The following is a 24,200-nucleotide window of genomic DNA, read 5'->3' as shown; positions in this document are numbered from 1 at the left end:
AATTCTCATCGAGCTGGATCAGGCGAGCCGACACTCCTCGTTGAAGCAGCATCTCTCCGGGCAGACTACCTGCTCTGCTTGTAGCGGACCCTGTCACTCCGAAGACTGCGCCCAACAGCGGAAAGAAAACTTGAGCTCCACGCTAAAAGTCCAGTAGGTCCATCTGGTTTGCGCGTTCTACAGTCTGTTCGGCAATGCTAACGCCGCGTACTTTTCCAAGATCGACCACAACCCGAGTAATGTGATGAGTAGTGTTCACTTGACGCCAAGTCGTTGGATTTCCAGGACCATCTTGGTTCATTGCGGTCCTGTGAATGTAAGCGTCGGCGGTCGAAAAACTAGGGCCATCAAATTTGCCGCTCACAAGAATTTTCTGACAAACCCGCTGCATAGCTGCTTTGTTCTTACCATCCTTCGGACCACGCACCACTAGCCAATCATCCTGTGTCGTATATCGGTAATGCTTGATGGGAGCGCCCCCGCTACCTCCGAAGGCAATTTTCGCGCAGTCGGCAGCATAATCTCCGAACATTATATTCGCAGCAGTTGAGGGATCGAAGTTTACGGCCCGTTTCCAAGCAATCCATTCGTTGCGAGGCCAAAGGAAGACCGCATCATGTCCTGCGGGATTGTTTTCAGGATAGTGAGTCCCTTGGAATATGACGTGCTGCCACAGCCCAAGATCTTGTAGCAACTCAAGCGTGCCATTGATGATTGGCGCCACAAGCTCGGGGTCCGAAAAGTCGGCAGCGTGAAAATCGGCAATTACAGCGCAATCGTGCTCAGCCAAGTCGAGACGTGTCAGCGCGGCTTTCAAGTCGGTTTGGAACGACGGCCCCACCATATCGTCCGACGACACGGATATCGCGAATTTCAGCGTGTGGTCACTCGAAATTGCCGCTCGGAAGGCAGCAGCTTCAATAGCTCCAAGATCACTCAAGCCTGCCATCGGTATGGCCCTGACTCCAGCCTTGCGGGCTTGCGAGAACATCTGCGGAAGCCATTCCGCTATTCGTTCACGGCCACACTCATCCAGCAGATATGTTGAATCAATTAAGGCCGCTCGACCGTACCAATGTCGCGATATCAAAGAGCTGATATCGGGCGTCTTGTCGACTGCGAAAAGCTCATGTTGCGTCCCATCGCGCTCTTCGGGAGGGGGCACAATAAAGCGTGGAAGCGTACAGCTGGCCACGTCTTCAGCCAGTTCGCGCACCCCTGCAAGCTCACCCGCTTTCATTCGCAGCGCCGGGCAATAGAGAAATGATGATCGCTTCATGAGGGCAACCCGTTGTTGGAGGATGAGAGAAACTGTTTGCGGACTTTTTCGCGCCCAATCTTGTTGGAAAATATGGCGAAGTTTTTGCGCTCCATCCGAATGCGTCCGAAGATAATTGCAGGAGAAATTCCAAGCTGCGTAGCCAACCGCTCAACTGGCTCGGCCGACTTGGTAATGCGCGCGGGAGAGCGGGACCAGATCTCCTCGGGAATTAGCAAGCTGCCCGCAAAGGCATTTGCCTCGGCTTCAATTTCGTCCACGTGGGCCGCTTCAGCGTCGTCGAAAAAGCCAGCCGAAAGTCCCGTGCGATAGTGCAGGATCACGTGAGCAACTTCATGCATGAGCGTAAACCAGAAGTTATCAAGAGAATCTCGGCGCAGCGTCATTCCGATCACTGGCACGTCGTCTACTAGAAAGGCAGCACCGTCTACAGCCATCCCTGGAATCTGTCGCTCTACAACTAAAATGATCCCGTGTTGCAGTAGCAGCCTTACAGCTTGAATTGGGCCATCTTCAACACTACTCAGACGAACCAAGTCCATCAACCAAGATACGTCCAAGGTGCGGTACTTAACCTTGTGCTTCGAAATAACGGCCTTGGCCCGTTGAGTAACTTGGGCCTTCCATGAAAGGAGCATCCAGTCACCTGAATGATCGACTACATTCAGGCCCGTCCTCAGGAGGGACGGCGTCCCATGCACCTCAACGTGCTCTGCAATATATCGAGTGAGCTGACTCAGTCCGCCGTCATCGACTGCAACTTCGCTGGATTGGATCCATTCGTTATCTCGGGCATGCTTTAGGGCTTTTTGGACTTCGGCGGATGAGGGCATCGGAGGCACCCAGTACGCTTCGCGTGGGCTGCTGATTTCGGCCGAAAGGTCAACAGAAAGCGCCCGTGCAACTCTCAACAGATTGGACAGGCTTATGCTGCGGTAGCGTTCAGCCTCGTACCTTTGAATCGCCTGCTCTTTTAGCCCCAGCTTCCGTGCGAGCTCCTTTTGTGACCATCCGCGTACGATTCGGGCGACAATCAATAAAGCACCGGGATCATCACCGGCGCGCTGTTTCATTGGTGCACAGTCGCCACTTTTCGCGGCTTGGTACGACTCCAGCGTTGCTACAAGCTCGCGCCGTTCATAGATTAGTGAGCGGCGGACTCCTTCGATCACTTCGCGAGGGAGCCCCCCTACGATTGCCTTCAGCACCTGCTCCGAAGACAACGCACTGCTGATCTGCTCGATCGAGGATGCGACGTCTCGGGCCTGTCGTTCGTTTGAGATTACTGCGCTAGAAAACATGCTCTATTATCACACAACATATATGTTGTGTACAACACGACACAGCTCCGCCTCATAAACGGTTCATGTTTTTCACCACTGAACTGCTGCTCTCACGTCAATCCTTTTAACTGGGTCGCGGGTCGCCCCGTCATTTGCGCTGGCAGCGCCAAGTTCATTAGTCGTATCGACATGGCCTCACTTTGGGCAGGGCACCGTCTCCTGCCAAGAGTTCTGACTTTCGTCCTGCTGGGCACGCCACATATCGCTTCTGAGACTTCCTCAGAAGCCTTAGAAAGCCAATCAAAGCCCCGTAACTGGGGCTTTTTTTGTGCTCGTATGTCCGGGGTCATCCGTTGACATCCGGATTGCATCGGGGGAACAGTGGGGGGAACGAAGCCCCCCAAATGCGCGATTCCGAGGATGTTCCCCCATGCTCACCGAAGTCAAAGCTGTTGCTGCCGATTGAAAACTGACCATCCAGGCGCGGTTCTGCTGACTGAAAATTGACCAGGGTGTTCTTCACTAGCCTGCCGGGTTTTGGCCCGAGTAGGTAGACGAGGTGCACACCATGGCGATGTACGCGAAGGTTCGAAGAATGCGGTACCGGGACGGCCTGTCGATCAGCGAGATCGCACGCCGGACGAGTTTGTCGAGAAACACCGTCAAGACCTGGCTGCGAGAGCCAGTCCGCAGTGAAATGACGTACCGGCGACCGGGTGGGCCTTGCAAGCTCGATGCTCACGCCGAGTGGCTTGTTCAAGCGCTGGAGGCCGATGCAAGACGGCCTCGTAAAGAGCGGCGCACGGCGCTGCGCCTCATGGGGCAGCTTCGCGAGCGAGGCTATTCCGGCGGATACAGTCAGGTCACTGCGTTTATCCGCTCGTGGCGTGCTCGTGCTGGGGCTGTCACTGCCCGATCAGGCTTTGTGCCGCTGCGCTTTGACTGGGGCGAGGCGTTCCAATTCGACTGGAGCGAGGAAAGCCTTCTGATCGGTGGGATTTGGAGAAACAAGATCCAGCTAGCACACATGAAACTGTGTGCCAGCCGCGCCTTCTGGCTGGTCGCCTATCCAAGCCAGGGCCATGAAATGCTCTTTGATGCTCACACCCGTTGTCTGACGGGTTTGGGCGGCGTTGCCCGTCGCGGCATTTACGACAACATGAAGACGGCTGTCGACCGAGTTCCGGGTCGCGGCAAGGCGCGCATTGTCAACGCACGCTTCGCAGCGATGACGGCGCATTACCTATTCGATCCGGACTTCTGCAATGTCGCCTCGGGCTGGGAGAAAGGCCGAGTCGAGAAAGGCGTGCAGGACACGCGGCGGCGCATCTGGCAGCTCGCCGCTGAACACTCCTTCGCCAACTTCGGCGAATTGAATGTATGGCTGGGGCAGCGATGCATTGAGGCGCGCAATGCCCCCCATCCCGACATTTCTGGGATGAGCATTCAGGAAGCCTGGGAGCAGGAGCAGACGCAACTGATGCCTGTACCGACGCCCTTTGATGGCTATGTTGAATCGCCAGCACGGGTGTCGAGCACAAGCCTTGTTTCGATTGCACGTAACCGCTACTCGGTGCCCTGCGCCCATGCTGGGCATCGGGTGAGCGTGCGCCTGTATCCAGAGCGCGTTGTCATCGTTGCTGACCAGCAGATTGTTGCCGAGCACCCGCGCGCCAGCGACCGTGATCATGTGGTGTATGACTGGCGACACTACGTACCGCTGATTGAGCGAAAGCCGGGGGCTTTGCGTAACGGTGCGCCATTTGCCGATCTGCCAGCGCCACTACAGCGTCTCAGCCGCGCGCTGCTCCGCCGCGACGGCGGTGACCGAGTCATGGCACAGGTGCTGTCGGCGGTGCCCGCGCACGGGCTGGAAGCGGTCTTGGTCGCTGTCGATCTGGTGCTCGAATCCGGGCGTCCGAGCGCCGAGCATGTGCTTAACGTTCTGGCGCGTCTCAAAGAGGGGAAGCCGCCACCCACCGTCGATACCGATCTGACCGTCTCGGAAGCACCGGTCGCCGACCCTCAGCGGTACGACAGCCTGCGCACGGAGGTGAGCCATGGATGATCTGGTCGTCGAACTCAAAGCACTGCGCCTCTATGGCATGGCGACCCGTTATGCCGAGCTGCTGGAAAACGACGGGGCAGCCACGATCAGCAACTCCGAATGGCTGATCAAACATCTGCTGCAGGCCGAGACGACTGATCGGGCGATGCGCTCGATCCGTTACCAGATGCACAGCGCACGTTTTCCGATTCACCGTGATCTGGCTGGCTTCGATTTCGAGCAGTCAAAGATTGATCGCCGACAGATCAGCAGCTTTGCCACGACCGACTTCACCGAGAAAGCCGAAAACATCGTGCTGATCGGCGGCACCGGCACGGGCAAGACGCATCTGGCGACGGCGCTCGGCGTCGAAGCAGTGACCCGCCATGGCAAGCGCGTGCGCTTCTACTCCACCGTCGAGCTGGTCAATACGCTGGAACAGGAGAAGGCAGCCGGCAAAGCCGGCCGTCTGGCGCACCAGCTGATGCATTTGGATATCGTGATTCTCGATGAGCTGGGCTATCTGCCGTTTTCACAGTCCGGCGGCGCGCTGCTATTTCACCTGCTGTCGAAGCTCTATGAGCACACCAGCGTGATCATCACGACCAACCTGGTGTTTGGCGAATGGGCGTCGGTCTTCGGCGACCCAAAGATGACAACAGCGCTGCTGGACAGGCTCACGCACCATTGCCATATCGTCGAAACCGGCAACGACTCCTTCCGCTTCAGGCACAGCAGCCACATCGCCAAAGCGCGCATCAAGTCACGCGAGCAGGCCAAGGGCAAAACAGCGCAGGAGATCGACCAGATGATCTGACCCAAACCGATAGAATCAAACCACGCCGAGGGCTACCGCCCCCGGCTTCCACCCCTGGTCAATTTTCAATCGGTAGAGGTGGTCAGTTTTGGGTCGGCAGCAACAGGCGTACCGCTGGTAGCGGCTCGGCATGCACCGTCATCGTCGTGGTGGCAGCAGTGCCGAGAAGGAAAAGTGATGCCGCAAATGCCTTGACGCGATGCGTTCGCATGTTGCACTCCTCTGATGCGATCACATACTCACTGTTGCTGCCCTGACCGAGATGTATCGGTTCTAAGGACGGGTGTACTGCACGTGAAGTACGTCAAGAATCGGGGCATTCTGGGCCTGCAATAATGGAGGCCGTGCCGAGTTTCGATCAGCGTTGCTCGCGCCAGCGTCAGCGCTCAGCATCACTGAACGAGGCAGCGATATGCCCAGGATGGCAAGCACCTGTGCATTGAGCGTGGTGCGGTTTCCGGCGGCGTCCAGTTGATATGTCCGCTCACCAACGACCCCGGAAATCTGCGTCAACCGACCAGCATCGTCGTAGGTGTAGGCAATTGACCCAGCTTCAGCCCGAGCGAGTCCAACAAGCAATGCCAGACAAGTCAGGGCCGGCAAAGCCAGCAGCGATTTCGTTGTGATGGTGCGAGTCCGTTTCATGCGTAAGCTCCTCCGCCCACATCTTTTTGATCTCTTCGAGATTCCACGTGGGTGCATGCGGTTGAGATCAATCGCTTTACCCAACGAATATCTGCTGTCGGTGGATTATTCTCATGCGACACGAAGAGATGCAACTTTTGCCCAGATGAAGGCGTGGCCCAATTGACGGAGGCAGCCGCGTTCAACGCACCCGCAGAAAACCCTTGAACCTCAGCGTCGTAAGGGGCGCCAGCTGAGGTCGGGGCCAAACCACTTGCGTCAGTCGACGGTTGGCCGAGCCTTCATGCAGGTTACGACCTCATGCCAAAAGTTCTGACTTTCATCCTGTCGGGCACGCCACTTTGGCAGCAAATCAACCGACCCAGCGTCGGTTTTTTTGTGCCTCAGGGCAGACACGTCCCTTTCACGGATGGTGAACCGCCCCATCTTTCCCGGAGGCTCTAAACCTTGAGAGGATGGAGCGATGAACAAAGGAATACGGTATTCCCCGGAGCTGAAGGAGCGAGCGGTACGGCTGGTGCTGGAGCATCAATCTGACTACAGCTCGCAGTGGGCGGCGATGGAATCGATTGCTGGAAAGATGGGGTGCAAGGCCGAGACCCTGCGGGTGTGGGTCCGGCAGCACGAGCGTGATGTTGGGCAGCGGGAGGGCCTGACCACCGACGAGAAGGCGCACCTGAAGGCGCTGGAGCGCGAGGTTCGCGAACTGCGTCAGGCCAACGAGATTCTGCGCAAGGCATCTGCGTATTTTGCTCAGGCGGAGCTCGACCGCCCATTCAAACGATGAAGGCGTTCATCGACGCACATCGTGATGTCCATGGGGTCGAGCCGATCTGCAAAGTGCTGCCGATTGCCCCATCGACCTACTACGCACACGCTGCCCAGCAGCGGGATCCAGGACAACGATCTCTTCGAGCTAAACGAGACGATCAACTCACCCCGTTGATTCAGCAAATCTGGAACGACAACTTCCGGGTCTACGGAGTACGCAAGGTCTATCGTCAATTGCGACGCGAGCAGGTAGGAGTTGCGCGATGCACCGTGGCACGGCTGATGAAGCGGCTGGGGCTGCGCGGCGTGATTCGCGGCAAGGGGGTGCGCACCACTTTCAGTGACAAGAACCTTTCATGCCCACTGGATCACGTACAACGGCAGTTCAAGGCAGATCGGCCAAACCAGCTTTGGGTGTCCGACTTCACGTATGTGTCCACCTGGCAGGGCTTTGTCTATGTTGCCTTTGTCATTGATGTTTACGCCCGACGCATCGTCGGCTGGCGAGCCTCATCATCGGCACGCACCGATTTCGTGCTCGATGCCTTGGAACAAGCCTTGCACGACCGAAAGCCCTTTGGATCGGGTCGGCTGGTTCATCACAGCGATAGGGGCGTCCAGTACGTCTCGATTCGATACACCGAGCGCCTGGTCGACGCGGGACTGGAGCCCTCGGTGGGCAGCGTCGGCGACAGCTATGACAACGCCCTGGCCGAGACCATCAACGGCTTGTTCAAAGCCGAAGTCATCCACCGGCAGTCGTCATGGCGCAAACGCGAGGACGTCGAATGGGCCACCTTGAACTGGGTGGACTGGTTCAACAACCGAAGACTGCTGGAGCCCATCGGGCACATCCCGCCAGCCGAAGCAGAAGCTAACTACTATGCACAACACCCTGAGTACGTCAAAGCTGCGTGACTCAGACTAAATGGCCTCCGGGATACTTGGGGCGGTTCAGATGGTCATCCATCCGGGGGGTCCGAATCCCCGTGGGAACGCCACTTTGGCAGCAAATCAACCGACCCAGCGTCGGTTTTTTTGTGCCTCAGGGCAGACACGTCCCTTTCACGGATGGTCATCCATCCGGGGGGTCCGAATCCCCGTGGGAACGCCACTTTGGCAGCAAATCAACCGACCCAGCGTCGGTTTTTTTGTGCCTGAGGGCAGACACGTCCCTTTCACGGATGGTCATCCATCCGGGGGGTCCGAATCCCCGTGGGAACGCCACTTTGGCAGCAAATCAACCGACCCAGCGTAGGTTTTTTGTGCGTGAGGTCGGACACGTCCCTTTCACGGATGGTCATCCATCCGGGGGTCCGAATCCCCGTGGGCACGCCACTTTGGCAGCAAATCAACCGACCCAGCGTCGGTTTTTTTGTGCCTCAGGGCAGACACGTCCCTTTCACGGACGGCCCCTGACAAAATCGTAGCGACTCGGCACGCCCAGTCCCAGCCCCTTCAATGCCAACGCTGTGGGCGCGGGCGTCAAAAGACCCTAAACTCGCGCCCTACCCAATCACCTGTTGGCTCACCGCCCAACGCGAGGGATCCCCATGCCGCGAAAGCCTGCACACGAGCAGGGCGATACGCTCGGCAACATCGAGCGTCACGCGTTTTATCTATTTGGCCGCTATGGCTACGAGGGCGTGTCGATTGGTGATATCGCCAAGTGCGCCAAGCTTTCAAAGGGCGCGCTCTATTGGCACTTTCCGGGCAAGGAGGCGCTGTTTCTGGCCTGCCTGTCGCGCGTGCATCGCCTGTTCAATGCCCGCATTTTTTATCCCATGCGCGACGAGCCGCTGCCGGGCATGGGCATGATTCGGTTGTTCGAGGGCATGGAAATGCTGATCCGTGACGCCGAGCTGAAAGAGGGCTTGGCCGGCTACTGGCTGATACCGCCGTCGCCCGAGTACAGCCAGATCATCGAAAGCCAGCGCGCCTTCGAATATCAGGCTTTTCAGACGGTTCGGGCCGTGTTGGAGCGCGGCCAGCAGGCGGGTTTTTATGACCTGGGCACCGACCTTCGGGTCATGAGCCGCGCCATTATTTCGATCTGCGAAGCGGTGCTGTTGCCGCTGCGCTATCAGTCAGCCGAGGACGTCCACAAAATTCTGGTCGTGCTGGCCCGAACCCTGTTCAAGGCGTACGGCACCCCGGCCGCGCTGGCACTGCTCGATGACTTTGCCAAACGACCGCTGGTGTCATGATCGCCCCCGCTGAACGAAAGCCGACCCCGGCGGTCCCTTATTCGCCACTGCGGCGTCGTTGCGGATTCTCGCCCTAGTTGAGCGGCATGCAGCAGCTTCCCGAATTAACCTCGTTTCAATGTTGGGCGCAGGCAAGCGGGTCAAACGCTTTGCGTGCCGATTCAATAATGGCTGTTTCGCTTCATGACCAAGGATGCCCGCGTGTCTGGCCCACTCCAACGCCTGTTGACGGCTTTACCCCTGCTGTTCGTTGCTGTGATTGCGGGGTGCCGGGATGCGCCTGCGGCTGAGGCGCGACCACAGGCTGGGGCGGATCGAGCCGTACAGATTCGCAGTGTGGTGATCACCCCGGAGGTGCTGGTGCGCCGCATCCGGGCCCTGGGCACGCTGCAGGCGGATGAAACCACCCAGGTGTCGGCCGAAATCACCGGACGCATCACCCGCATCAACTTCGAGGACGGCCAGCGAGTTGAAGCCGGCCAGACCCTGTTTCAGCTCGACGACCGAATTGATCGCGCCGACCTGACACGTGCCGAGGCGCAGTTGGCACTGGCCAAGCGCAGCCACGCGCGGGCGACCGAACTCAATGGCCGCGGTCTGCTGTCGACCGCCGAACTGGACCAGACCCTGTCGGCGCTGCGGGTCGCCGAAGCGGAAGTTGCCGTGGCGCGTACCCGGGTCGAAAAGGCCCGCGTGCCGGCACCTTTCAGTGGGTTTGTCGGCCTGCGCCAGGTCAGCCCCGGCGCCTACGTCAGCCCCGGCGAAGCGCTGGTCAACCTTGAATCGGTTGACCGCATCAAGCTCGACTTCAGAGTGCCCGAGGCCGAACTCGCCCACCTGTCGGTGGGCCTGCCGGCCACGGTGTCGCTGGACGCACTGCCCGACAAGACGTTCGAGGCTGAAGTGATCGCCTTGAACCCGCGCGCCAGCACCGAGTCGCGTTCCATCGAGTTGCGCGCACGCATCGACAACCGCGACGGCGTGTTGCGCCCTGGGCTGTTCGCCCGCGTCCAGCTGGAGCTGGGCCGTAGCGAAGACGCCTTGATGGCGCCGGAGGCGGCGGTGTTCCCCCGCGGCGAGAAGAACTTCGTCTACCGCATCGACGGTGAAGACCGCGCCGAGTTGGCCGAAGTGGTGCTGGGCCAGCGCGAGCCCGGCTACGTCGAGATCCGCGATGGCATTGCTGCCAACGACGAGATTGTGACGGGTGGCATCCAGCGTCTGTCCGATGGCATGGCCGTCCAGCGGCAAACGGCGACCGCCGCTCGGTAAAGGGCGTTCCAGCCTTCTGCGGCGGTCGCCAAGTCAGGGCCAATTCAGCGCTGCGCGCCTACCTTCGGGACCTTATCGGAGGCTGACGCATGACACCCACCCCGCACCACTTCATCGAACCGCACCGACGCGGTGCTGCTTCGATGGCGTGCCGCAGACCAAGGGCGATACTGGTCGGGCTGGTTTCGGACTTGAACGATCGGTATTGTTCACGAGCAAGATTCATCTGCCTCGATGGGGCAAATGCCGACATTTCTCTTCCCGCAAGACTGACATGATCAAGCAATCCATGGCCCTGTTTGGACTGATCACCGCCCTCGTTGGCACCGGGCTTTCCCCAGTGCATGCACAATTGCGTGACGAACGCTTGACCCGCCAATTGCTGGAAGGGTTGCCGAGCGACCATCGCGCCTCAAGCAGTGCGTTGACGCCCGGGCAGGCGGCGCGGCAGGTCCAGCGCAAACATGGCGGTGAGGTGCTGTCGGTAGACAAGGAGGCGCGCGGTTATCGGGTCAAACTGCTGGTCGACGGTGAGGTTCGCTTCGTCAACATCATGGATTGAGTCAACGGTCCATACGGAATCGCCCGGCGCGGCATCGGGGGGTTTTTCAATCGCAAACGGGTGAGGGGAACAACATGCGTGCTTTGGTCATAGAAGACGATGCAGCGCTGCGCGAGCAGATCATTGAAGTGATGAAAGGTGCGGGCTTCGCGGTGGACTCCGCAGCCAACGGCATCGACGGTAATTTCATGGCCGAAGAGTATTCAGCCGACATCGCAATCATCGACCTCGGCCTGCCCGAGGTGCCGGGGCTTGAAATTATCCGGCGCGCACGCGAGGCCGGCCGCAGCTATCCCATCCTCATCCTCACCGCCCGCGATGGTTGGCAGAGCAAGGTCGAGGGTCTGGAAGCCGGTGCCGATGATTACCTGGTCAAGCCCTTCCACAAGGAAGAACTGATTGCCCGCGTGCGTGCACTGCTGCGTCGGTCCGGGGGCTGGTCGCAGGCCAAACTCACGTCCGGGCCTCTGGTACTCGACACCTCGGCACAAACCCTGACCCTGTCCGGCCACCCGGTGGAATTGACCAGCTACGAATTCCGCGTGCTCAACTACCTGCTGCTGCATGCTGGCAAAGTGATCTCAAAATCAGAGTTGAACGAACACCTCTACGCTGAAGACTCCGAGCGCGACAGCAATGTCATCGAGGTTTTCATCCGTCGCTTGCGCAGCAAGATCGACCCTGACGGCACCGGCAACCCGATCACCACCCTGCGCGGCGCGGGGTACCGTTGGGACTGGCCGCGACCCGAGGGTGACGACTGATCCAGATTCCCGAGTCGCTGAACTCGCTACGCACCCGGCTGCTGCTGGCGGCGTCGCTGGTGTTGGCTGGCTTTGTGCTGGCCTGCGCTGCGGCGCTGGACCACGCCTTTGAAGATCGGGCGTTGCAAACCCAATACGACCGTATGCAGGGGCTGGCCTACGCGCTGCTGGCCGCAACCGAGCCGACCGCCGACGGCACGCTCAGCCTGTCGATGTTTCGTATGCCCGACTCGCGACTCAACAACCCCGGTTCGGGGCTGGCTTCGGCGCTAATCGACGAACGCGGCGGGCTGACCTGGGGTAGCGTCAGCCTCACCGATGACGTCCCCCTGCCGCCGATGGTGGCGCCGGGCGACTGGAGCTTCGAGAGCACCGACACCTCGTTTTTGCTGGCCTTCGGGCTGCGCTGGGCCAACCCGGTTGAAGGCGATCAGACTTACACCCTGCTGCTGATCGAAGATCGCGCCGCCTTCCGCAGCCAGGTTGCCGAGTTCAGACGCACGCTGTGGAGCTGGCTCGCGATTGCAGCGGTGGCACTGCTGTCGGTACAGGGCGCGATTCTGGCCTGGGGTCTGATCCCGTTGCGGCGCCTGCGTCGCGATCTGCGGTTGGTCGAGAAGGGCAAAGAAGCGGCGCTGGCCGGAGACTATCCGCAAGAGCTGATCCCGCTGTCAGAAGCGATCAACGGGATGATCAGTACCGGCCAAGCGCAGCTTGAGCGACACCGCCACGCGCTGGGCGACTTGGCGCACAGCCTGAAAACCCCGCTGGCCGTGCTGCGCGGCATGAGTGAAGACGAGCGCCTGAGCGCCGACCTTCGTCAACAGATTGCCGAGCCGGTGACCCGCATGCACACCATCGTCGACCACCAGTTGCGGCGCGCGGTAATGGCCGGACGACGCACCCTGTCAGAACCGGTGGCGCTGCGCGAAATCATTGAAAAGCTGTGCCGCACCCTGGAAAAGGTTTACCACGGCAAGTCGCCGCGTTTTGAGCTCGACATCCCCCCCGCCCTCAAGGTCCGAATCGACGGCGGCGACCTGTTCGAAATGATGGGCAACCTCATTGAAAACGCGGTCAAGTACGGCAAGGGCCGGGTGCGGGTTCACGCCAGCCGCAACAAGCAGGGCCAGTGCACCATTCGCGTCGAAGATGATGGCGCCGGCTTTCCCGAATCACCGGAGCGACTGCTGAGCCGCGGCGTAAGGGCCGACACGTTGACGCCAGGCCAGGGCATCGGCCTAGGCGCAAGCGCTGAATTGGTGGCCGCCTACCGCGGTCAGATTCAGTTGATCCGCAGCGAGGCGCTCGGTGGTGGCGCCGTGGTCATCACCCTGGTGGCTTGAGGCCGGAGCGGTCAATGGGCCCTGCCGCCGATAAAGTGTGTTCGGTAATGGCGCAGTTCGGCCACCGAGTCGCGAATGTCGTCCAGCGCCAAATGGCTGGACTGCTTGGTGAAGCCCTCGGCCACTTGCGGTGCCCAGCGCTGCGCCAAGATCTTGACCGTCGACACGTCGAGATGGCGATAGTGAAAATAGCGCTCCAGGCGCGGCATGTAACGCGCCAGGAAGCGCCGGTCCTGGCAGATGGAATTGCCGCACATTGGTGACATGCCGGCCGGCACCCAGTCGGCCAGAAACTGCAATGTCGCGGCTTCGGCGTCAGCCTCCGCCTGGTCACTGCCGCGGACCCTCGACACCAGCCCCGAGCCCCCGTGCTGGCGGGTATTCCACTCGTCCATACCGGCCAGCAGCGCGTCTGACTGGTGCACGGCAATGACGGGCCCCTCGGCCAGAATGTTGAGGTCGCTGTCGGTCACCAGCGTGGCGATTTCGATGATGCGGTCCGTCTCTGGCGACAGGCCGGTCATCTCAAGATCAATCCAGATCAGATGTTGCGCTGAAACCGACATGCAAACTCCACGGGCGATTACGATGGGTCCACATTGTAGGGATCGCGCCCCGGCACATCCCCCCGACATGAGAGATGCCCATGACCGACCTCAAATCCCGCCGCTGCGTTCCGTGCGAAGGCGGCATCCCGCCGCTGGATCTGGCCGCCGCCACCCGTCTGCAGAAATCCCTCGACGCCCGCTGGAAACTGACCCACAAAGGCGAGCGCCTGAGCGCCGGTTTCGATTTCAGCGATTACTGGCGCACCCACGCCTTTGTCAGCGCGGTGGCATGGATCGCTCACACCGAAGATCACCACCCCGACATCGAATTTGGCTACAACCGGGCGACCGTCACCTTCTGGACCCACGCGGTCAAGGGCCTGACCGAAAACGACTTCATCTGTGCCGCCAAAGTCGACGGACTGCTTCCTGACTAGCTTTCTGGCTGTGGGCTGCCCTGCCGACGCAAGAAAGCGTGGGCCAGCGTGCCGCCGTCAACGTATTCGATCTCGCCGCCCATGGGCACGCCCTGGGCAATGCGGGTCACGGTGGCCCCCGCCGCCTTGGCCATCTGCTCGATCAGGTGCGCAGTGGCTTCGGCCTCGACCGACGGGTTGAGCGCCAGGATCACCTCGCGCACCCAGCCTTCGCGCAGCAGCACCTCAAGGCGGTCGAAGCCAAGTTCATCGGGACCGATGCCGTCCAGCGGCGATAAATGCCCCATCAGCACGAAATAGCGGCCACGAAAGTCGGTGCTGCGCTCGACCGCCATCAGGTCGGATGGCTGCTCGACCACGCACAGCTGGCCCGTGGCCGCACGGCGTTCATGACACAGGCCGCACTCGCCTTCGCACAGCATCCGCGACGACTCGCAGCGGCCGATGCCGGTCAGCGCCCCGCCCAGGGTGTTGACCAGCGCCTCGGCACCGCCACGGTCGCGGGTCAGCAAATGAAACGCCATCCGCTGCGCCGACTTGGGACCCACGCCGGGCAGACGCCGCAAGGCGTCAATCAATTGCATCAAGCGGGGGGAATAACTCATCGGGGCAGGCGCGGAATCACATGCCCAGGTTCAGGCCGGGCGGCAGGTTCATGCCGCCGGTGACGCTGGCCATTTTCTGCGCGACCGCCGCTTCAACTTTCTGGCTGGCATCGTTAATGGCGGCCGCAATCAGGTCTTCGAGAAATTCCTTGTCTTCCTGCAGCGCGTCGGGCGAAATCTCGACGCGTCGCGCCTGATACTTGCCGGTCAAGCTGACCTTGACCAGGCCGGCACCGGACTCGCCTGTCACTTCAAGACGCGCAACCTCGTCCTGTGCCTTCTTGAGATTTTCCTGCATCTGCTGGGCCTGCCGCATCATCTGGCCAAGTGCGCCTTTCATCTTGCGTCTCCTGAAAAATGGCTAATGCACGCTCGGCGATGCCGGCGGCTGAATCGAGCCCGGACGCACGCGCGCACCGAACTGTTGGACAAAGCTGGCAACAACCGGGTCGCGCGTGACGGCCGCCTCAGCCTCGGCCTGACGGGCATGGGCATCGGCGGCGTCCAGCTGCGCCGGCACGTCATCCAGCTCGCCAGCGGCCACCGTGATGCTCAAGCGTCGCGGTGCGCCCAAGGTATCGGCGACGGCGGTTTGCAGCGCCTCCAGCCGATCGGCCTTCAGCAAGTACTGGGCGCTGGGGGTCAGTTCCAGCCGCCAGTCGGTCGCTGTCTGTTCGCGCAGCACACTGTTGCGCGCCAGCCCTTTGACGAAAGCGTCCACCGGCAAGCGCTCGACCAGCAACCGCCAGCGTTGCGCCAGCACGCCATCCGAAACCGGTGTGTCAGGCAACTGAACGGCAGGCCCTTCGACCGGCGGCGCCGCGTGCAGGGCCGGACCGGGGTTGGGTTTGGGCTCTGGCTCGGCAACCTGAGGCGCTGCCGGCGGTGGCGCGGCCGCCAGGGCCTTAGATGACGCTGCACTAGGACCCGGACCGGCAGCCTCGCCATGGTCGATTGTCCCTGCGCCGTTGCTGCCGTTGCGCGATCCACCGGGCGACGATGGTCCGGCCGCAGGCGGCGCATCGTCCAACTGAAAGGCCAGCATGCGCAGCAGAATCATCTCGAAACCCAGCCGTGGCTCGGGGGCCCATTGCAGGTCGCGACGCCCGTTGACGGCGATCTGGTAAAGCACCTGTATCTGCTCGGGGTGAACACGCTCACATAGCGCCAGCAGCTCGGCTTCGTCGGCTTCGTTGCGCGCATCCGGCAACAGTTGCACCACCGCCAGCCGCTGCAGCACGGCCACCAGTTCGTCGGCCAGCGCCGCGTAGTCGGGTGACAGCGCTTCGAGCCGGCCAAACTGCGCGGCAACGCCGGGACGGTCATCGGCCAACAGCGCGTCGAGCACCGGCCACAGCGCGCTGCGGCCGACGTGACCGATCAGGGTATCGACCGCATCCTCGGTCACCGCGCCGCCACTGGCAAAGGCAATGGTCTGGTCCAGCAGCGACAGCGCATCGCGCATCGAACCATCGGCCGCACGGGCGATGGCGCGCAAGGCGCCGGTTTCGGTGGTGACGTTTTCGGCGGTGGCCAACTGCAGCAGTTGCGCCTGGATCAGCGCCACGGTCATGCGCCGTAAACCGAACTGCAGGCAGCGCGACAAGATCGTCACCGGCAGCTTCTGTGGGTCGGTGGTGGCGAGTATGAATTTGACGTGCGGCGGCGGCTCTTCCAGCGTCTTCAGCAGCGCGTTGAAGGCGCCTTTGCTGAGCATGTGCACTTCGTCAATCAGGTAGACCTTGTATCGACTGCGCGCCGGCGAATACTGCGCGTTCTCGATCACTTCGCGAATGTTTTCGACGCCGGTATGGCTGGCCGCGTCGATTTCGAGCATGTCGACCGCGCGGCCCTCGTCGATTTCACGGCAACTGTCACACACGCCGCACGGCGTACCGGACACACCTTCACTGCAATTCAGGCCTTTGGCGAGAATGCGCGCCAAAGTCGTCTTGCCCACGCCACGGGTGCCGGTCAACAGGATGGCGGGGTGCAAGCGGTCGTGGTCCAGCGCGTGGCGCAGCGCCTGCACCACCGGGCCCTGCCCGACCACATCGTCGAACTGCCGGGGCCGCCATTTGCGTGCCAGTGCGAGATAGCTCATGGCGTCGAATCCTGGGGATGAGAAGGCCCGCGCCGACGATCTCCGGCGCCCGGCATCACCGCTACCGTTGCTCCCTTCCGGGCCTGGCGGGGTTCACGGATTGCCGCCGCGAAGGGCCGGCGCGGACCAGCGCGGAGTATCCCTCAATTCAGACCCCTCGTGGGGCGCGCAGGGCCTGCTGCTCGAGCCGGGTAAGCGCCACCTTGTTGCGCAGGTACAAGGGCTGCAATCGAGCGGCATCAACCCCCTCGCCGCGCGCCAGCATGGCGCGGCCAATGGCCAGCGCCTGCTGCGCATTCGGCAGGGCCGCATCGTCGACGGATGAGATTGGCGCGCCCCAGGCACTGACCAGCGCCTCGCGATATGCCGCAAAACCGGAGCCGCGCGCCTGCCAGATCAGCGCCGGATCGGGGGCCGCCGGCAAAGCTTCCGGCGCACACAGAATGGGCGCCATGACGACCTGCCAGTGACCGTGCGCGTCGCGCTGCCAAGCGGCGGCATAAACCGCCGACAGGCGTGCATCAATGACGGTCAGCACGCGGTCAGCGCGGGTCGTCGGCCCGGCCAGCATCTGCAGCGAACTGACGCCCACAGTCGGCAGGTCAGCGACCATGGCCAGACCTTTGGCGTACGACAAGCCGATGCGCAGCCCGGCAAAGCTGCCAGGGCCGATGCCGCAGATCACGCCATCAAGCTCGGCGACCGACAGCCCGGCATCCGCCAGCACCTCGGCAACCTGTCGCGGCAGGATCTGCGTGTGCGAGCGTCCGGCGACCACATGACGCGCCGTCACCGCGTCGCCCACCTGCAGTGCGACCGAGCAGGCCTCGGTGGCGGTGTCGAGCGCCAGCAGTTTCACAACTGTTGCGCCCAGGCCATGGCCCCGGCCTCATCAGCGCATTCGGGCATCTGCGGCAGGCTGGCCCGTACCAGTCGCCCGTACGACTGGCTTTGCAGACGCGGATCGCAGATCACCAGCAGCCCGCGATCGGCAGGGTCGCGGATCAGCCGACCGGCGCCCTGGCGGAGTTGCAGAATGGCTTCCGGCAACGCCATGGCGCGGAACGGGTGCTCGCCGCGCGCCTTGAGCGCCTGCGCCCGTGCGTCGGCAACGGGATCGCCGGGCGGCGCAAACGGCATCCGGTCAATCATCAGCACCCGCAAGGCCCGGCCACGCACGTCAACGCCCTCCCAGAAGCTCTGTGTGGCGACCAGAATGGCATGGCCGTCGGCGGCAAATTCAGCCAACAGTTCCGCCTTGCCGGCGTCGCCCTGGCGCAGCACACGCTGCGACGCCTGCTTGCGCAGGTGGTCGCTGATTTCTCGCAGCGCGCGGTGACTGGTGCACAGCACCAACAGGCCGCCTTCGGTGACGCCCGACAAACTGGCCGCCAACTGCGCCACCCGCAGGCTGTGCTGCGGATCGTTGGGTTGCGGCAGGCTGCGGGGAATCCACAGCCGGGCCTGCGTCGCAAAGTCGAATGGCGAACCCAGCGCCAGGGTCCGCGCAGCTTCCAGGCCCATCTGCGCGACGTAATGATCGAAACGCAGCCCGGCCGTGAGCGTCGCCGAGGTCAGAATCCATGCGCCGGGGTACGTGCCGACCATCTGCCGGAATCCGTCGCTGACCGACAACGGCGTGGCGTAGAGGCTGCCGCCACGCTCAGCGGGTTCGACCCACCGCACCTGTTCGCCCTCGGGTTCGTCGAAAAGCTGCTGCAGTCGCTCCTGCTGGTCGAGCGCCCGCGCGGTGAGCGCAGCAAACTCGGCACTGCGTTCTTCCAGCGGCCGCAGCGCCTCGAAGATGGCGTTCACGCCGGCACGAACCGTGTCCAGCGCCTCGGGTGCGTCGGGTAGCGCCAGAAACTGTGCCAGGGTGCGGCGCTGCGAACCGAGCTGCGCGAACACCTCGTCCAGCGCGGCGGGGGCCTGCGCAAGGGTCTCGGCAAGTTGTTCAAGCTCGGGCAGGTCGCCGACCTCACGCGCCGCGTCGCGACTGTCACGTGCCAACTCGCGCCACTGACGCGACGACACGCGCACCCCGAAGAACTGTGCCGCCAGCGCCGGCAGTTGATGCGCCTCGTCGATGATCACCGCATCGACGCTGCCCAGCAGTTGGCCGAAGCCATCCTGACGAATCACGTAATCCGAAAACAGGACGTGGTGATTGACCACCACCATCTGTGCGGCGATGGCCTTGCGCCGTGCCTTGGCAACATGGCAATCGTTGAACACCGGGCATTCGCTGCCCAGGCAGTTCTCGGCGGTGGAGGTGATCTGCGGTCGCAGCGCAGGGTGGCGTTCCAACTGCGCTTCCAGCGGGGCCAGGTCGCCGTCCTCGCTGTGCCGGGCGAAGACCTCGACCGCAATCACCGCCTGCTGCAGCGCCGGGTTGCCCTGAACCGAGGGCAGCGAGCGGGCGCGGTCCATGCGATACAGACACAGGTAGTTGGCGCGCCCCTTGAGCAGGGCAATTTTCAGCGGCACGCCGGCGCCGCTGAGCAATTGCGGCAGGTCACGCCGAAACAACTGATCCTGCAAGGCCTTGGTACCGGTGGAAATCAGCACCCGTTTGCCTGAGGCCAGTGCTGGCGCCAGATACGCGAACGTCTTGCCGGTGCCGGTGCCGGCCTCGACGATCAGGGTGGCATCGTCGGCCAGCGCCGCTTCGACGGCCTCGGCCATCTGCAATTGTTCAACGCGGGGCTGAAAGTCGACGAGCCGTTGACTCAGCAAACCGCCGGCGCCGAGCCAGTCCTGCGCGATGCTCACTCGCGTGGCAGCTCGCGGCGCAGTGATTCGGCGCGGGCACTCGCTTCCATGCTGGCCTGCGCCTGACCGCGGGCGCTTCGAGCAGCGGCGATCACGTCCCAGTTGGCCGCCTCGATATACGGATTGCCGCGCGCCAGGCTGTTGGCGCGCAGAGCAATGGCCTCGGCCTGATCGTAGTCGCCCTTGTCGATGTAGACCGCCGCCAGTTCGGCCCAGACAAAGCCATTGCGTGACTCGAAACGGGTGGCGCGCTCCAGATGCGCGGCCGCGACGTCGGCGCGCCCCTCGGCCCGGGCTTCACGCGCCTGCTCGAGCAGCGCAACGACCGCCGGGCCGCTGACGTCTTCGGCCGACTTGGGCCATTTGGGGAGCGATTCGTCAGGGTCCAGCTCGACCGGCGCGGTCGAACCCGGCGACACCGGACGCGGCGTTCGATCAGGCGTCGGCTCATCGGTGGGTGTCGGGGTGGGCCGCGTGTCCTGCTCGTCAACCGGCGGCCAGCGGGTGCGCTCACCCACTTGGGGCGTCTGACAGGCGGCGACCAGCGCCGCTAGGATCAAACCGCCCGCCACCACTTTGATGCGCTGCTTCATCCGCTCACAACCTCACCCGAAATAAACGCGGAGTGTACCGGCCACGCCTCGCCGGAGACTGAACGCAATGCAGGTGACGCGATTACCGCGTGGGTTGCGGCTGACCGCCCTGGAAGATGTTGAGGAACCAGTCCACCGGCGAATCGACCTGCGGACGCGCAGCCTCCGAACACGGCGCCCAGGCGAGCGTCTCGATGTGGCCACGCAGGTAAGGCACCGCCACCGGGGCCTGACAGCCCTGGTCGGCGCGAAGCCCGGTTTGCGAGTCGATGAGCACCGATTGCACGTCGGCCGGCATCAGCGGCTCGCGCGGTTGCACATCCAGGTCGTGCATCAAGCCGGCCCATAGCGGCAGCGCGCCGCTGGTGCCGGTCAGGCGGTGCGACTTGTTGTCGTCACGCCCGACCCAGACCACCGCCACCGTGTCGCCGCCGAAGCCGGCAAACCAGGCGTCGCGGTAGTCATCGGTGGTGCCGGTCTTGCCGGCCAGCGACAGACTGCGATCAACCTGCTGATAGGCGGCGCGCCCGGTGCCCATGAGCATGACCTGCTCCAACGCCCAGTTGGTGAGATAGGTCGGCGCCTCGGGCAGCGCCTGCCGCACCCGCAACGGGAAGCGTGACAGCGGCTCGCCATCGGCCGTCAACACCTCGCGGATGGCTGACAGCGGCACCTGATAGCCCCCGGCAGCAAGCGTGGCGTACATCTGCGCGACCTCGAACGGAGCAATCGAGATGGCGCCCAGCAGGATCGAGGGCAGCGGCTGTGCGCCACCGCTGTAGCCGGCACTTTTCAGGGTTTTGAGCACTTCCGCCGGGCCGACGTCGAGCCCGACATGGACCGACGGCAGGTTGTACGACTGCGCCAGCACATTAAAGAGTGGCTGGTCACCATGAAACTTGCGGTCGTAGTTCTGCGGCTTCCAGACCGGGCCGTGGGCCATCTTCACTTCGACCGGCTGATCCGGCAGCCAGGTGTAAAGGTGATAGCGATCGGGCCGCGACAAGGCGGTCTGAAAAATGAACGGCTTGACCAGCGAACCAATCTGCCGCTTCGCGTCCAGTGCACGGTTGAAGCCGGGAAAGCGCACATTGCGGCCCCCGACCAGTGCCAGCACTTCACCGCCCTCAACGTTGGTGACCACCCCGGCGACTTCCAGCGACTGGTCGTCGAGCTTGCGGGCCTTTTCAATCTCGGGCAGCCGCTTGATCACCTGGCGCTCCAGCGCTTCCTGGGCCTGCGGGCGCAGGGTGGTGAACACCCGCAAACCTTCCTGGGTCAGGTCGTCGTCGCTGTACTGCGCCTGCAACTGACGCCGTACCAAGTCAACAAAGGCCGGGTAGCGTTCGACGCCGCGACCGTCGCTGCCGGCCAGGTCCAGCGGCCGGGCGACCGCCGCTTCGTAGGTTTCCTCGTTGATCAGCTCGTCGTCGCGCCAAACCCGAAGCACCAGATTGCGGCGCTCAAGCGCGCGCTCGGCGTTGCGCCGCGGGTTGTAAAACGACGGGCCTTTGACGATGCCGACCAGCAGCGCGATCTCATGCGGCATGAGCTCCGGCAGCGGCTTGTTGAAGAAGAATTGCGCGCCCAGGCCAAAGCCGTTAACCGAACGTCCGCCGTCCTGCCCGAGATTCACTTCGTTGAGGTAAGCCTCGAGAATTTCGCCTTTGCTGTAGTTGACCTCGAGCAGCACCGACATGAAGGCTTCGTTGATCTTGCGTGCCCAGGTCTGGCTGCGGTCGAGAAAAAAATTCTTCACCAACTGCTGGGTGAGCGTGCTGCCGCCCTGCACCACCGAGCCGGCTTTGAGGTTGGCGATGCCGGCCCGCAGGATGCCTTTTGGACTGATGCCCCAGTGCTCGTAAAAGCTGCGGTCTTCAACCGCCATCAAGCCCAGGGGCAGCAGGCCGGGCACTTCATCAAGCTTGACCAGCACCCGGTCTTCGCCGTGCTGCGGGTAGATGCTGCCGATCAGCATCGGGTCGAGGCGGGCGATGGTCACCGGCTCGCCGCTGCGCGCCTGGGAAACACTGGCCACGCGGTTATCGGCAAAGCGGATCGACAGCGGCACGGCGTCTTGCGCGCCATCCCAGAAATCGAAGGCGCGCGCGTACACGTCAACCTGCTGGGCATTGCGCTCGACGAAGCTGCCGACGCCTTCAAGCTGGGTGAGCGCGCGATAGCCCAGACGCCGCAATTCATAGGTGAGTGTGCCGGCGCTGACATAAGCGCCGGGATAGAGCTCCAACGGCGCCGCGTAGACCTGCGCAGGCAAGGCCCACCGGGCCCCGGCGAACTTGCTGCGTATTTCGCCGTCAAGCCTGATCAGTGTGGCGGCGAGCACCAGCGCGCCCACGCAGCCGACCACAACCAGCATGGCGAGCAGCGCCCAAGTGATGCGGCGCATCAGCGGCGGCTTCGAAGATTTCTTGCGGGTGGGGCGACGTGCAGCCATCCGTCTATGGTAAGTCACCCGGCCAGTGGCGGCGCTGACGAACAGTGATGCCGGCCTCAGCTGCTGCCGTTGATCACCCGCTGCATTTCCTCAATCGAGACGTGGCGCACATCACGCCCTTCAACCGAATAAATGACGTGCTCGGCCAGATTCTTGGCGTGGTCACCGATCCGTTCCAGCGCGCGGCTGGCCCAGATAATGCTCATCACCCGGCGAATGGCGCGCGGCTCTTCCATCATGTAGGTCATGCAGACGCGCAACACCGATTCATACTCGCGGTCGATGACCTGATCCTGCTGCGCGACGCGCAACGCCAGATCGACATCGGCGCGCGCCAGGGCGTCGAGCGCATCACGCATCAATTCCCCGACGTGGCGTGCCAGATGGCTGACCTCTGTCACCTCACGCGGCAGTTGCTCCTGCTCACTGAGCTCGATGGCCATGCGCGCGATCTTTTCAGCTTCGTCGCCCATTCGCTCGATGTCACGCACCACCCGGGTGATGGAAATGACCATGCGCAAGTCGCCGGCCGTGGGCTGGCGGCGAGCGAGAATGCGTGCGCACTCGTCATCGACCACCACTTCGAAGGCATTGACCTTGTTGCCGTGTGACAGCGCTTCACGACCGCGCACCGCGTCCAGGTCCAGCAGCGCGCCGGTGGCCAGGGTCAACTGCTGCTCGGCGATGCCGCCCATCGCCAGCACACGCTGACGGATGCCTTCCAGCTCGGCATTGAACTCGCTGGAGATGTGCTGCTTGTAACCTGGCTTGTCCACTGCCGAACCCTCGAAAAAGTTGGTGCCCTGAAAACCCGCGTGACGCGCCACCGGCGTTAGCCGTAGCGACCGGTAATGTAATCCTCGGTCTGCTTTTTTGACGGCTTGGTGAACAGCGTGTCGGTTGCGTCAAATTCGACCAGATTGCCGACGTACATGAAGGCCGTGTAATCCGACACCCGCGCGGCCTGCTGCATGTTGTGGGTGACGATGACGATGGTGAACTGCTTCTTCAGCTCGTTGATCAGCTCTTCGACCTTGAGCGTCGAGATCGGGTCCAGCGCCGAGCAGGGCTCGTCGAGCAGGATCACCTCGGGCTCGATGGCAATGGCGCGGGCAATCACCAGTCGCTGCTGCTGCCCGCCCGAGAGTCCCAGTGCGGACTCGTGAAGGCGGTCCTTGACCTCGTTCCACAGCGCCGCGCCTTGCAGGGCCCATTCGATCTTGTCGTCGAGGTACGCCTTGCTGTTCTTGCCCGCCAGGCGCATGCCGTAGGCGACGTTCTCGTAAATGGTCTTGGGGAACGGGTTGGGCTTCTGGAACACCATGCCGACATTGCGCCGCAGCGTGGCGACATCGACGTCGCGGTCAAAAATGTTTTTGCCATGCAGGTTGATGGCGCCTTCGATGCGGCAGCCGTCGACCAGGTCGTTCATGCGGTTGAAGCAGCGCAGCAGCGTCGACTTGCCGCAACCCGACGGGCCGATGAAGGCGGTGACCTTGTTCTGGGCGATGTCGAGATTGACGTCTTTCAACGCCTGCGTCTCACCGTAAAACAGGTTCAGGTTGCTCACCTTCAGGGCAATGGTCTCGTCCTGCATCGATGCCGCCTGACGGCCGCGCGACAGCGCTTCCATGTCAATGCCGGCCGCGAGCGGCGTTTTGTGTTGAGCATGGCTCATGGAATTAGGGTCCAA

General features: G+C 62.4%; 23 protein-coding genes, 1 other RNA gene and 1 other annotated feature. Of the genes, 9 read left to right on the top strand and 15 right to left on the bottom strand.

Features of this window, described 5'->3' with window-relative positions:
- Positions 1-142: 142 nt before the first annotated feature.
- Both U741_RS0107240 and U741_RS0107235 read right to left on the bottom strand, forming a co-directional pair.
- Positions 143-1,279, bottom strand: a complete 1,137-nt coding sequence (locus U741_RS0107240; protein WP_029889816.1) for a beta family protein — start codon at positions 1,277-1,279, stop codon at positions 143-145.
- Positions 1,276-2,580: a helix-turn-helix domain-containing protein gene (locus U741_RS0107235; protein WP_029889815.1), complete on the bottom strand. Its 1,305-nt coding sequence runs from the start codon at positions 2,578-2,580 to the stop codon at positions 1,276-1,278. Before U741_RS0107235 ends, U741_RS0107240 begins: the two co-directional genes overlap by 4 nt.
- Positions 2,581-3,130: 550 nt before the next feature.
- Between U741_RS0107235 and istA the strand changes: the two genes are divergently transcribed.
- Positions 3,131-4,630 (top strand): IS21 family transposase, encoded by a 1,500-nt coding sequence (gene istA, locus U741_RS0107230; RefSeq protein WP_029889814.1) that lies wholly within the window; start codon positions 3,131-3,133, stop codon positions 4,628-4,630.
- On the top strand, positions 4,623-5,426 hold the full coding sequence (gene istB, locus U741_RS0107225; protein ID WP_029889813.1) for an IS21-like element helper ATPase IstB: 804 nt from the start codon (positions 4,623-4,625) through the stop codon (positions 5,424-5,426). The genes istA and istB overlap by 8 nt, the downstream gene beginning before the upstream one ends.
- 82 nt (positions 5,427-5,508) lie before the next feature.
- On the opposite strand, the gene U741_RS19850 is transcribed toward istB, so the two are convergent.
- A complete protein-coding gene (locus U741_RS19850; protein ID WP_268844376.1) occupies positions 5,509-5,637 on the bottom strand; it encodes a hypothetical protein in 129 nt (42 codons plus the stop codon).
- Positions 5,638-5,699: 62 nt separating this feature from the next.
- Complete coding sequence (locus U741_RS18890) at positions 5,700-6,071, bottom strand: RHS repeat domain-containing protein (RefSeq protein WP_152551524.1); 372 nt, start codon at positions 6,069-6,071, stop codon at positions 5,700-5,702.
- Positions 6,072-6,534: 463 nt separating this feature from the next.
- Between U741_RS18890 and U741_RS0107215 the strand changes: the two genes are divergently transcribed.
- From U741_RS0107215 to U741_RS0107190, 6 genes are all read left to right on the top strand, one after another.
- A protein-coding gene (locus tag U741_RS0107215) for an IS3 family transposase (protein ID WP_152551436.1) occupies positions 6,535-7,760 on the top strand; the annotation gives its coding sequence in 2 pieces (ribosomal slippage) (positions 6,535-6,820 and positions 6,820-7,760; 1,227 coding nt in all).
- Positions 6,813-6,929, top strand: a sequence feature (AL1L pseudoknot). It overlaps the preceding gene by 117 nt.
- 635 nt (positions 7,761-8,395) lie before the next feature.
- Positions 8,396-9,049 (top strand): TetR/AcrR family transcriptional regulator, encoded by a 654-nt coding sequence (locus U741_RS0107210; protein ID WP_052378585.1) that lies wholly within the window; start codon positions 8,396-8,398, stop codon positions 9,047-9,049.
- Between the two features lie 201 nt (positions 9,050-9,250).
- Positions 9,251-10,321: an efflux RND transporter periplasmic adaptor subunit gene (locus U741_RS0107205; RefSeq protein WP_161776150.1), complete on the top strand. Its 1,071-nt coding sequence runs from the start codon at positions 9,251-9,253 to the stop codon at positions 10,319-10,321.
- 148 nt (positions 10,322-10,469) lie between these two features.
- Complete coding sequence (locus U741_RS0107200) at positions 10,470-10,883, top strand: hypothetical protein (RefSeq protein WP_152551523.1); 414 nt, start codon at positions 10,470-10,472, stop codon at positions 10,881-10,883.
- A 74-nt stretch (positions 10,884-10,957) separates the two neighbouring features.
- Positions 10,958-11,647 (top strand): response regulator transcription factor, encoded by a 690-nt coding sequence (locus U741_RS0107195; protein WP_029889809.1) that lies wholly within the window; start codon positions 10,958-10,960, stop codon positions 11,645-11,647.
- A gap of 59 nt (positions 11,648-11,706) precedes the next feature.
- Positions 11,707-12,993, top strand: a complete 1,287-nt coding sequence (locus U741_RS0107190) for an ATP-binding protein (protein ID WP_052378584.1) — start codon at positions 11,707-11,709, stop codon at positions 12,991-12,993.
- Positions 12,994-13,004: 11 nt separating this feature from the next.
- On the opposite strand, the gene orn is transcribed toward U741_RS0107190, so the two are convergent.
- Positions 13,005-13,559: an oligoribonuclease gene (orn, locus tag U741_RS0107185; RefSeq protein WP_029889807.1), complete on the bottom strand. Its 555-nt coding sequence runs from the start codon at positions 13,557-13,559 to the stop codon at positions 13,005-13,007.
- 80 nt (positions 13,560-13,639) lie between these two features.
- On the opposite strand from orn, the gene U741_RS0107180 reads away from it, so the two are divergent.
- A complete protein-coding gene (locus U741_RS0107180) occupies positions 13,640-13,978 on the top strand; it encodes a 4a-hydroxytetrahydrobiopterin dehydratase (protein ID WP_029889806.1) in 339 nt (112 codons plus the stop codon).
- On the opposite strand, the gene recR is transcribed toward U741_RS0107180, so the two are convergent.
- The 10 genes from recR to pstB all read right to left on the bottom strand — a co-directional run bounded on the left by recR (position 13,975) and on the right by pstB (position 24,185).
- Entirely contained in the window at positions 13,975-14,583 is a 609-nt protein-coding gene (gene recR / locus U741_RS0107175; RefSeq protein WP_029889805.1) for a recombination mediator RecR, read from the bottom strand. The genes U741_RS0107180 and recR overlap by 4 nt on opposite strands.
- 16 nt (positions 14,584-14,599) lie before the next feature.
- Positions 14,600-14,923, bottom strand: coding sequence for a YbaB/EbfC family nucleoid-associated protein (locus U741_RS0107170; RefSeq protein ID WP_029889804.1), 324 nt, complete (start codon positions 14,921-14,923; stop codon positions 14,600-14,602).
- A 21-nt stretch (positions 14,924-14,944) separates the two neighbouring features.
- On the bottom strand, positions 14,945-16,687 hold the full coding sequence (gene dnaX / locus U741_RS0107165; protein ID WP_029889803.1) for a DNA polymerase III subunit gamma/tau: 1,743 nt from the start codon (positions 16,685-16,687) through the stop codon (positions 14,945-14,947).
- A gap of 32 nt (positions 16,688-16,719) precedes the next feature.
- An RNA gene (gene ffs, locus U741_RS18885) (signal recognition particle sRNA small type) lies at positions 16,720-16,810 on the bottom strand.
- Positions 16,811-16,835: 25 nt separating this feature from the next.
- Complete coding sequence (gene tsaB / locus U741_RS0107160; protein WP_029889802.1) at positions 16,836-17,546, bottom strand: tRNA (adenosine(37)-N6)-threonylcarbamoyltransferase complex dimerization subunit type 1 TsaB; 711 nt, start codon at positions 17,544-17,546, stop codon at positions 16,836-16,838.
- The gene (gene yoaA, locus U741_RS0107155; protein WP_043110226.1) at positions 17,543-19,459 is read right to left on the bottom strand and encodes a DNA repair helicase YoaA; all 1,917 of its coding nucleotides are present in this window, start codon (positions 19,457-19,459) and stop codon (positions 17,543-17,545) included. The genes tsaB and yoaA overlap by 4 nt, the downstream gene beginning before the upstream one ends.
- Positions 19,456-20,052, bottom strand: coding sequence for a tetratricopeptide repeat protein (locus tag U741_RS18300; RefSeq protein ID WP_052378583.1), 597 nt, complete (start codon positions 20,050-20,052; stop codon positions 19,456-19,458). Before U741_RS18300 ends, yoaA begins: the two co-directional genes overlap by 4 nt.
- A gap of 82 nt (positions 20,053-20,134) precedes the next feature.
- Positions 20,135-22,507 carry a penicillin-binding protein 1B gene (mrcB, locus tag U741_RS0107145; RefSeq protein ID WP_043110225.1) on the bottom strand — a complete coding sequence of 791 codons (2,373 nt, stop codon included), beginning with the start codon at positions 22,505-22,507 and terminating at the stop codon, positions 20,135-20,137.
- Positions 22,508-22,563: 56 nt separating this feature from the next.
- Positions 22,564-23,334 (bottom strand): phosphate signaling complex protein PhoU, encoded by a 771-nt coding sequence (phoU, locus tag U741_RS0107140; protein WP_235200126.1) that lies wholly within the window; start codon positions 23,332-23,334, stop codon positions 22,564-22,566.
- A gap of 5 nt (positions 23,335-23,339) precedes the next feature.
- A complete protein-coding gene (gene pstB / locus U741_RS0107135; protein WP_029889797.1) occupies positions 23,340-24,185 on the bottom strand; it encodes a phosphate ABC transporter ATP-binding protein PstB in 846 nt (281 codons plus the stop codon).
- Positions 24,186-24,200 lie beyond the last annotated feature (15 nt).

Source organism: Polycyclovorans algicola TG408 (assembly GCF_000711245.1).
GTDB lineage: Bacteria > Pseudomonadota > Gammaproteobacteria > Nevskiales > Nevskiaceae > Polycyclovorans > Polycyclovorans algicola.
Note: the sequence above shows the minus strand (reverse complement) of the source record. Positions and strands in the feature narration are given on the sequence as shown.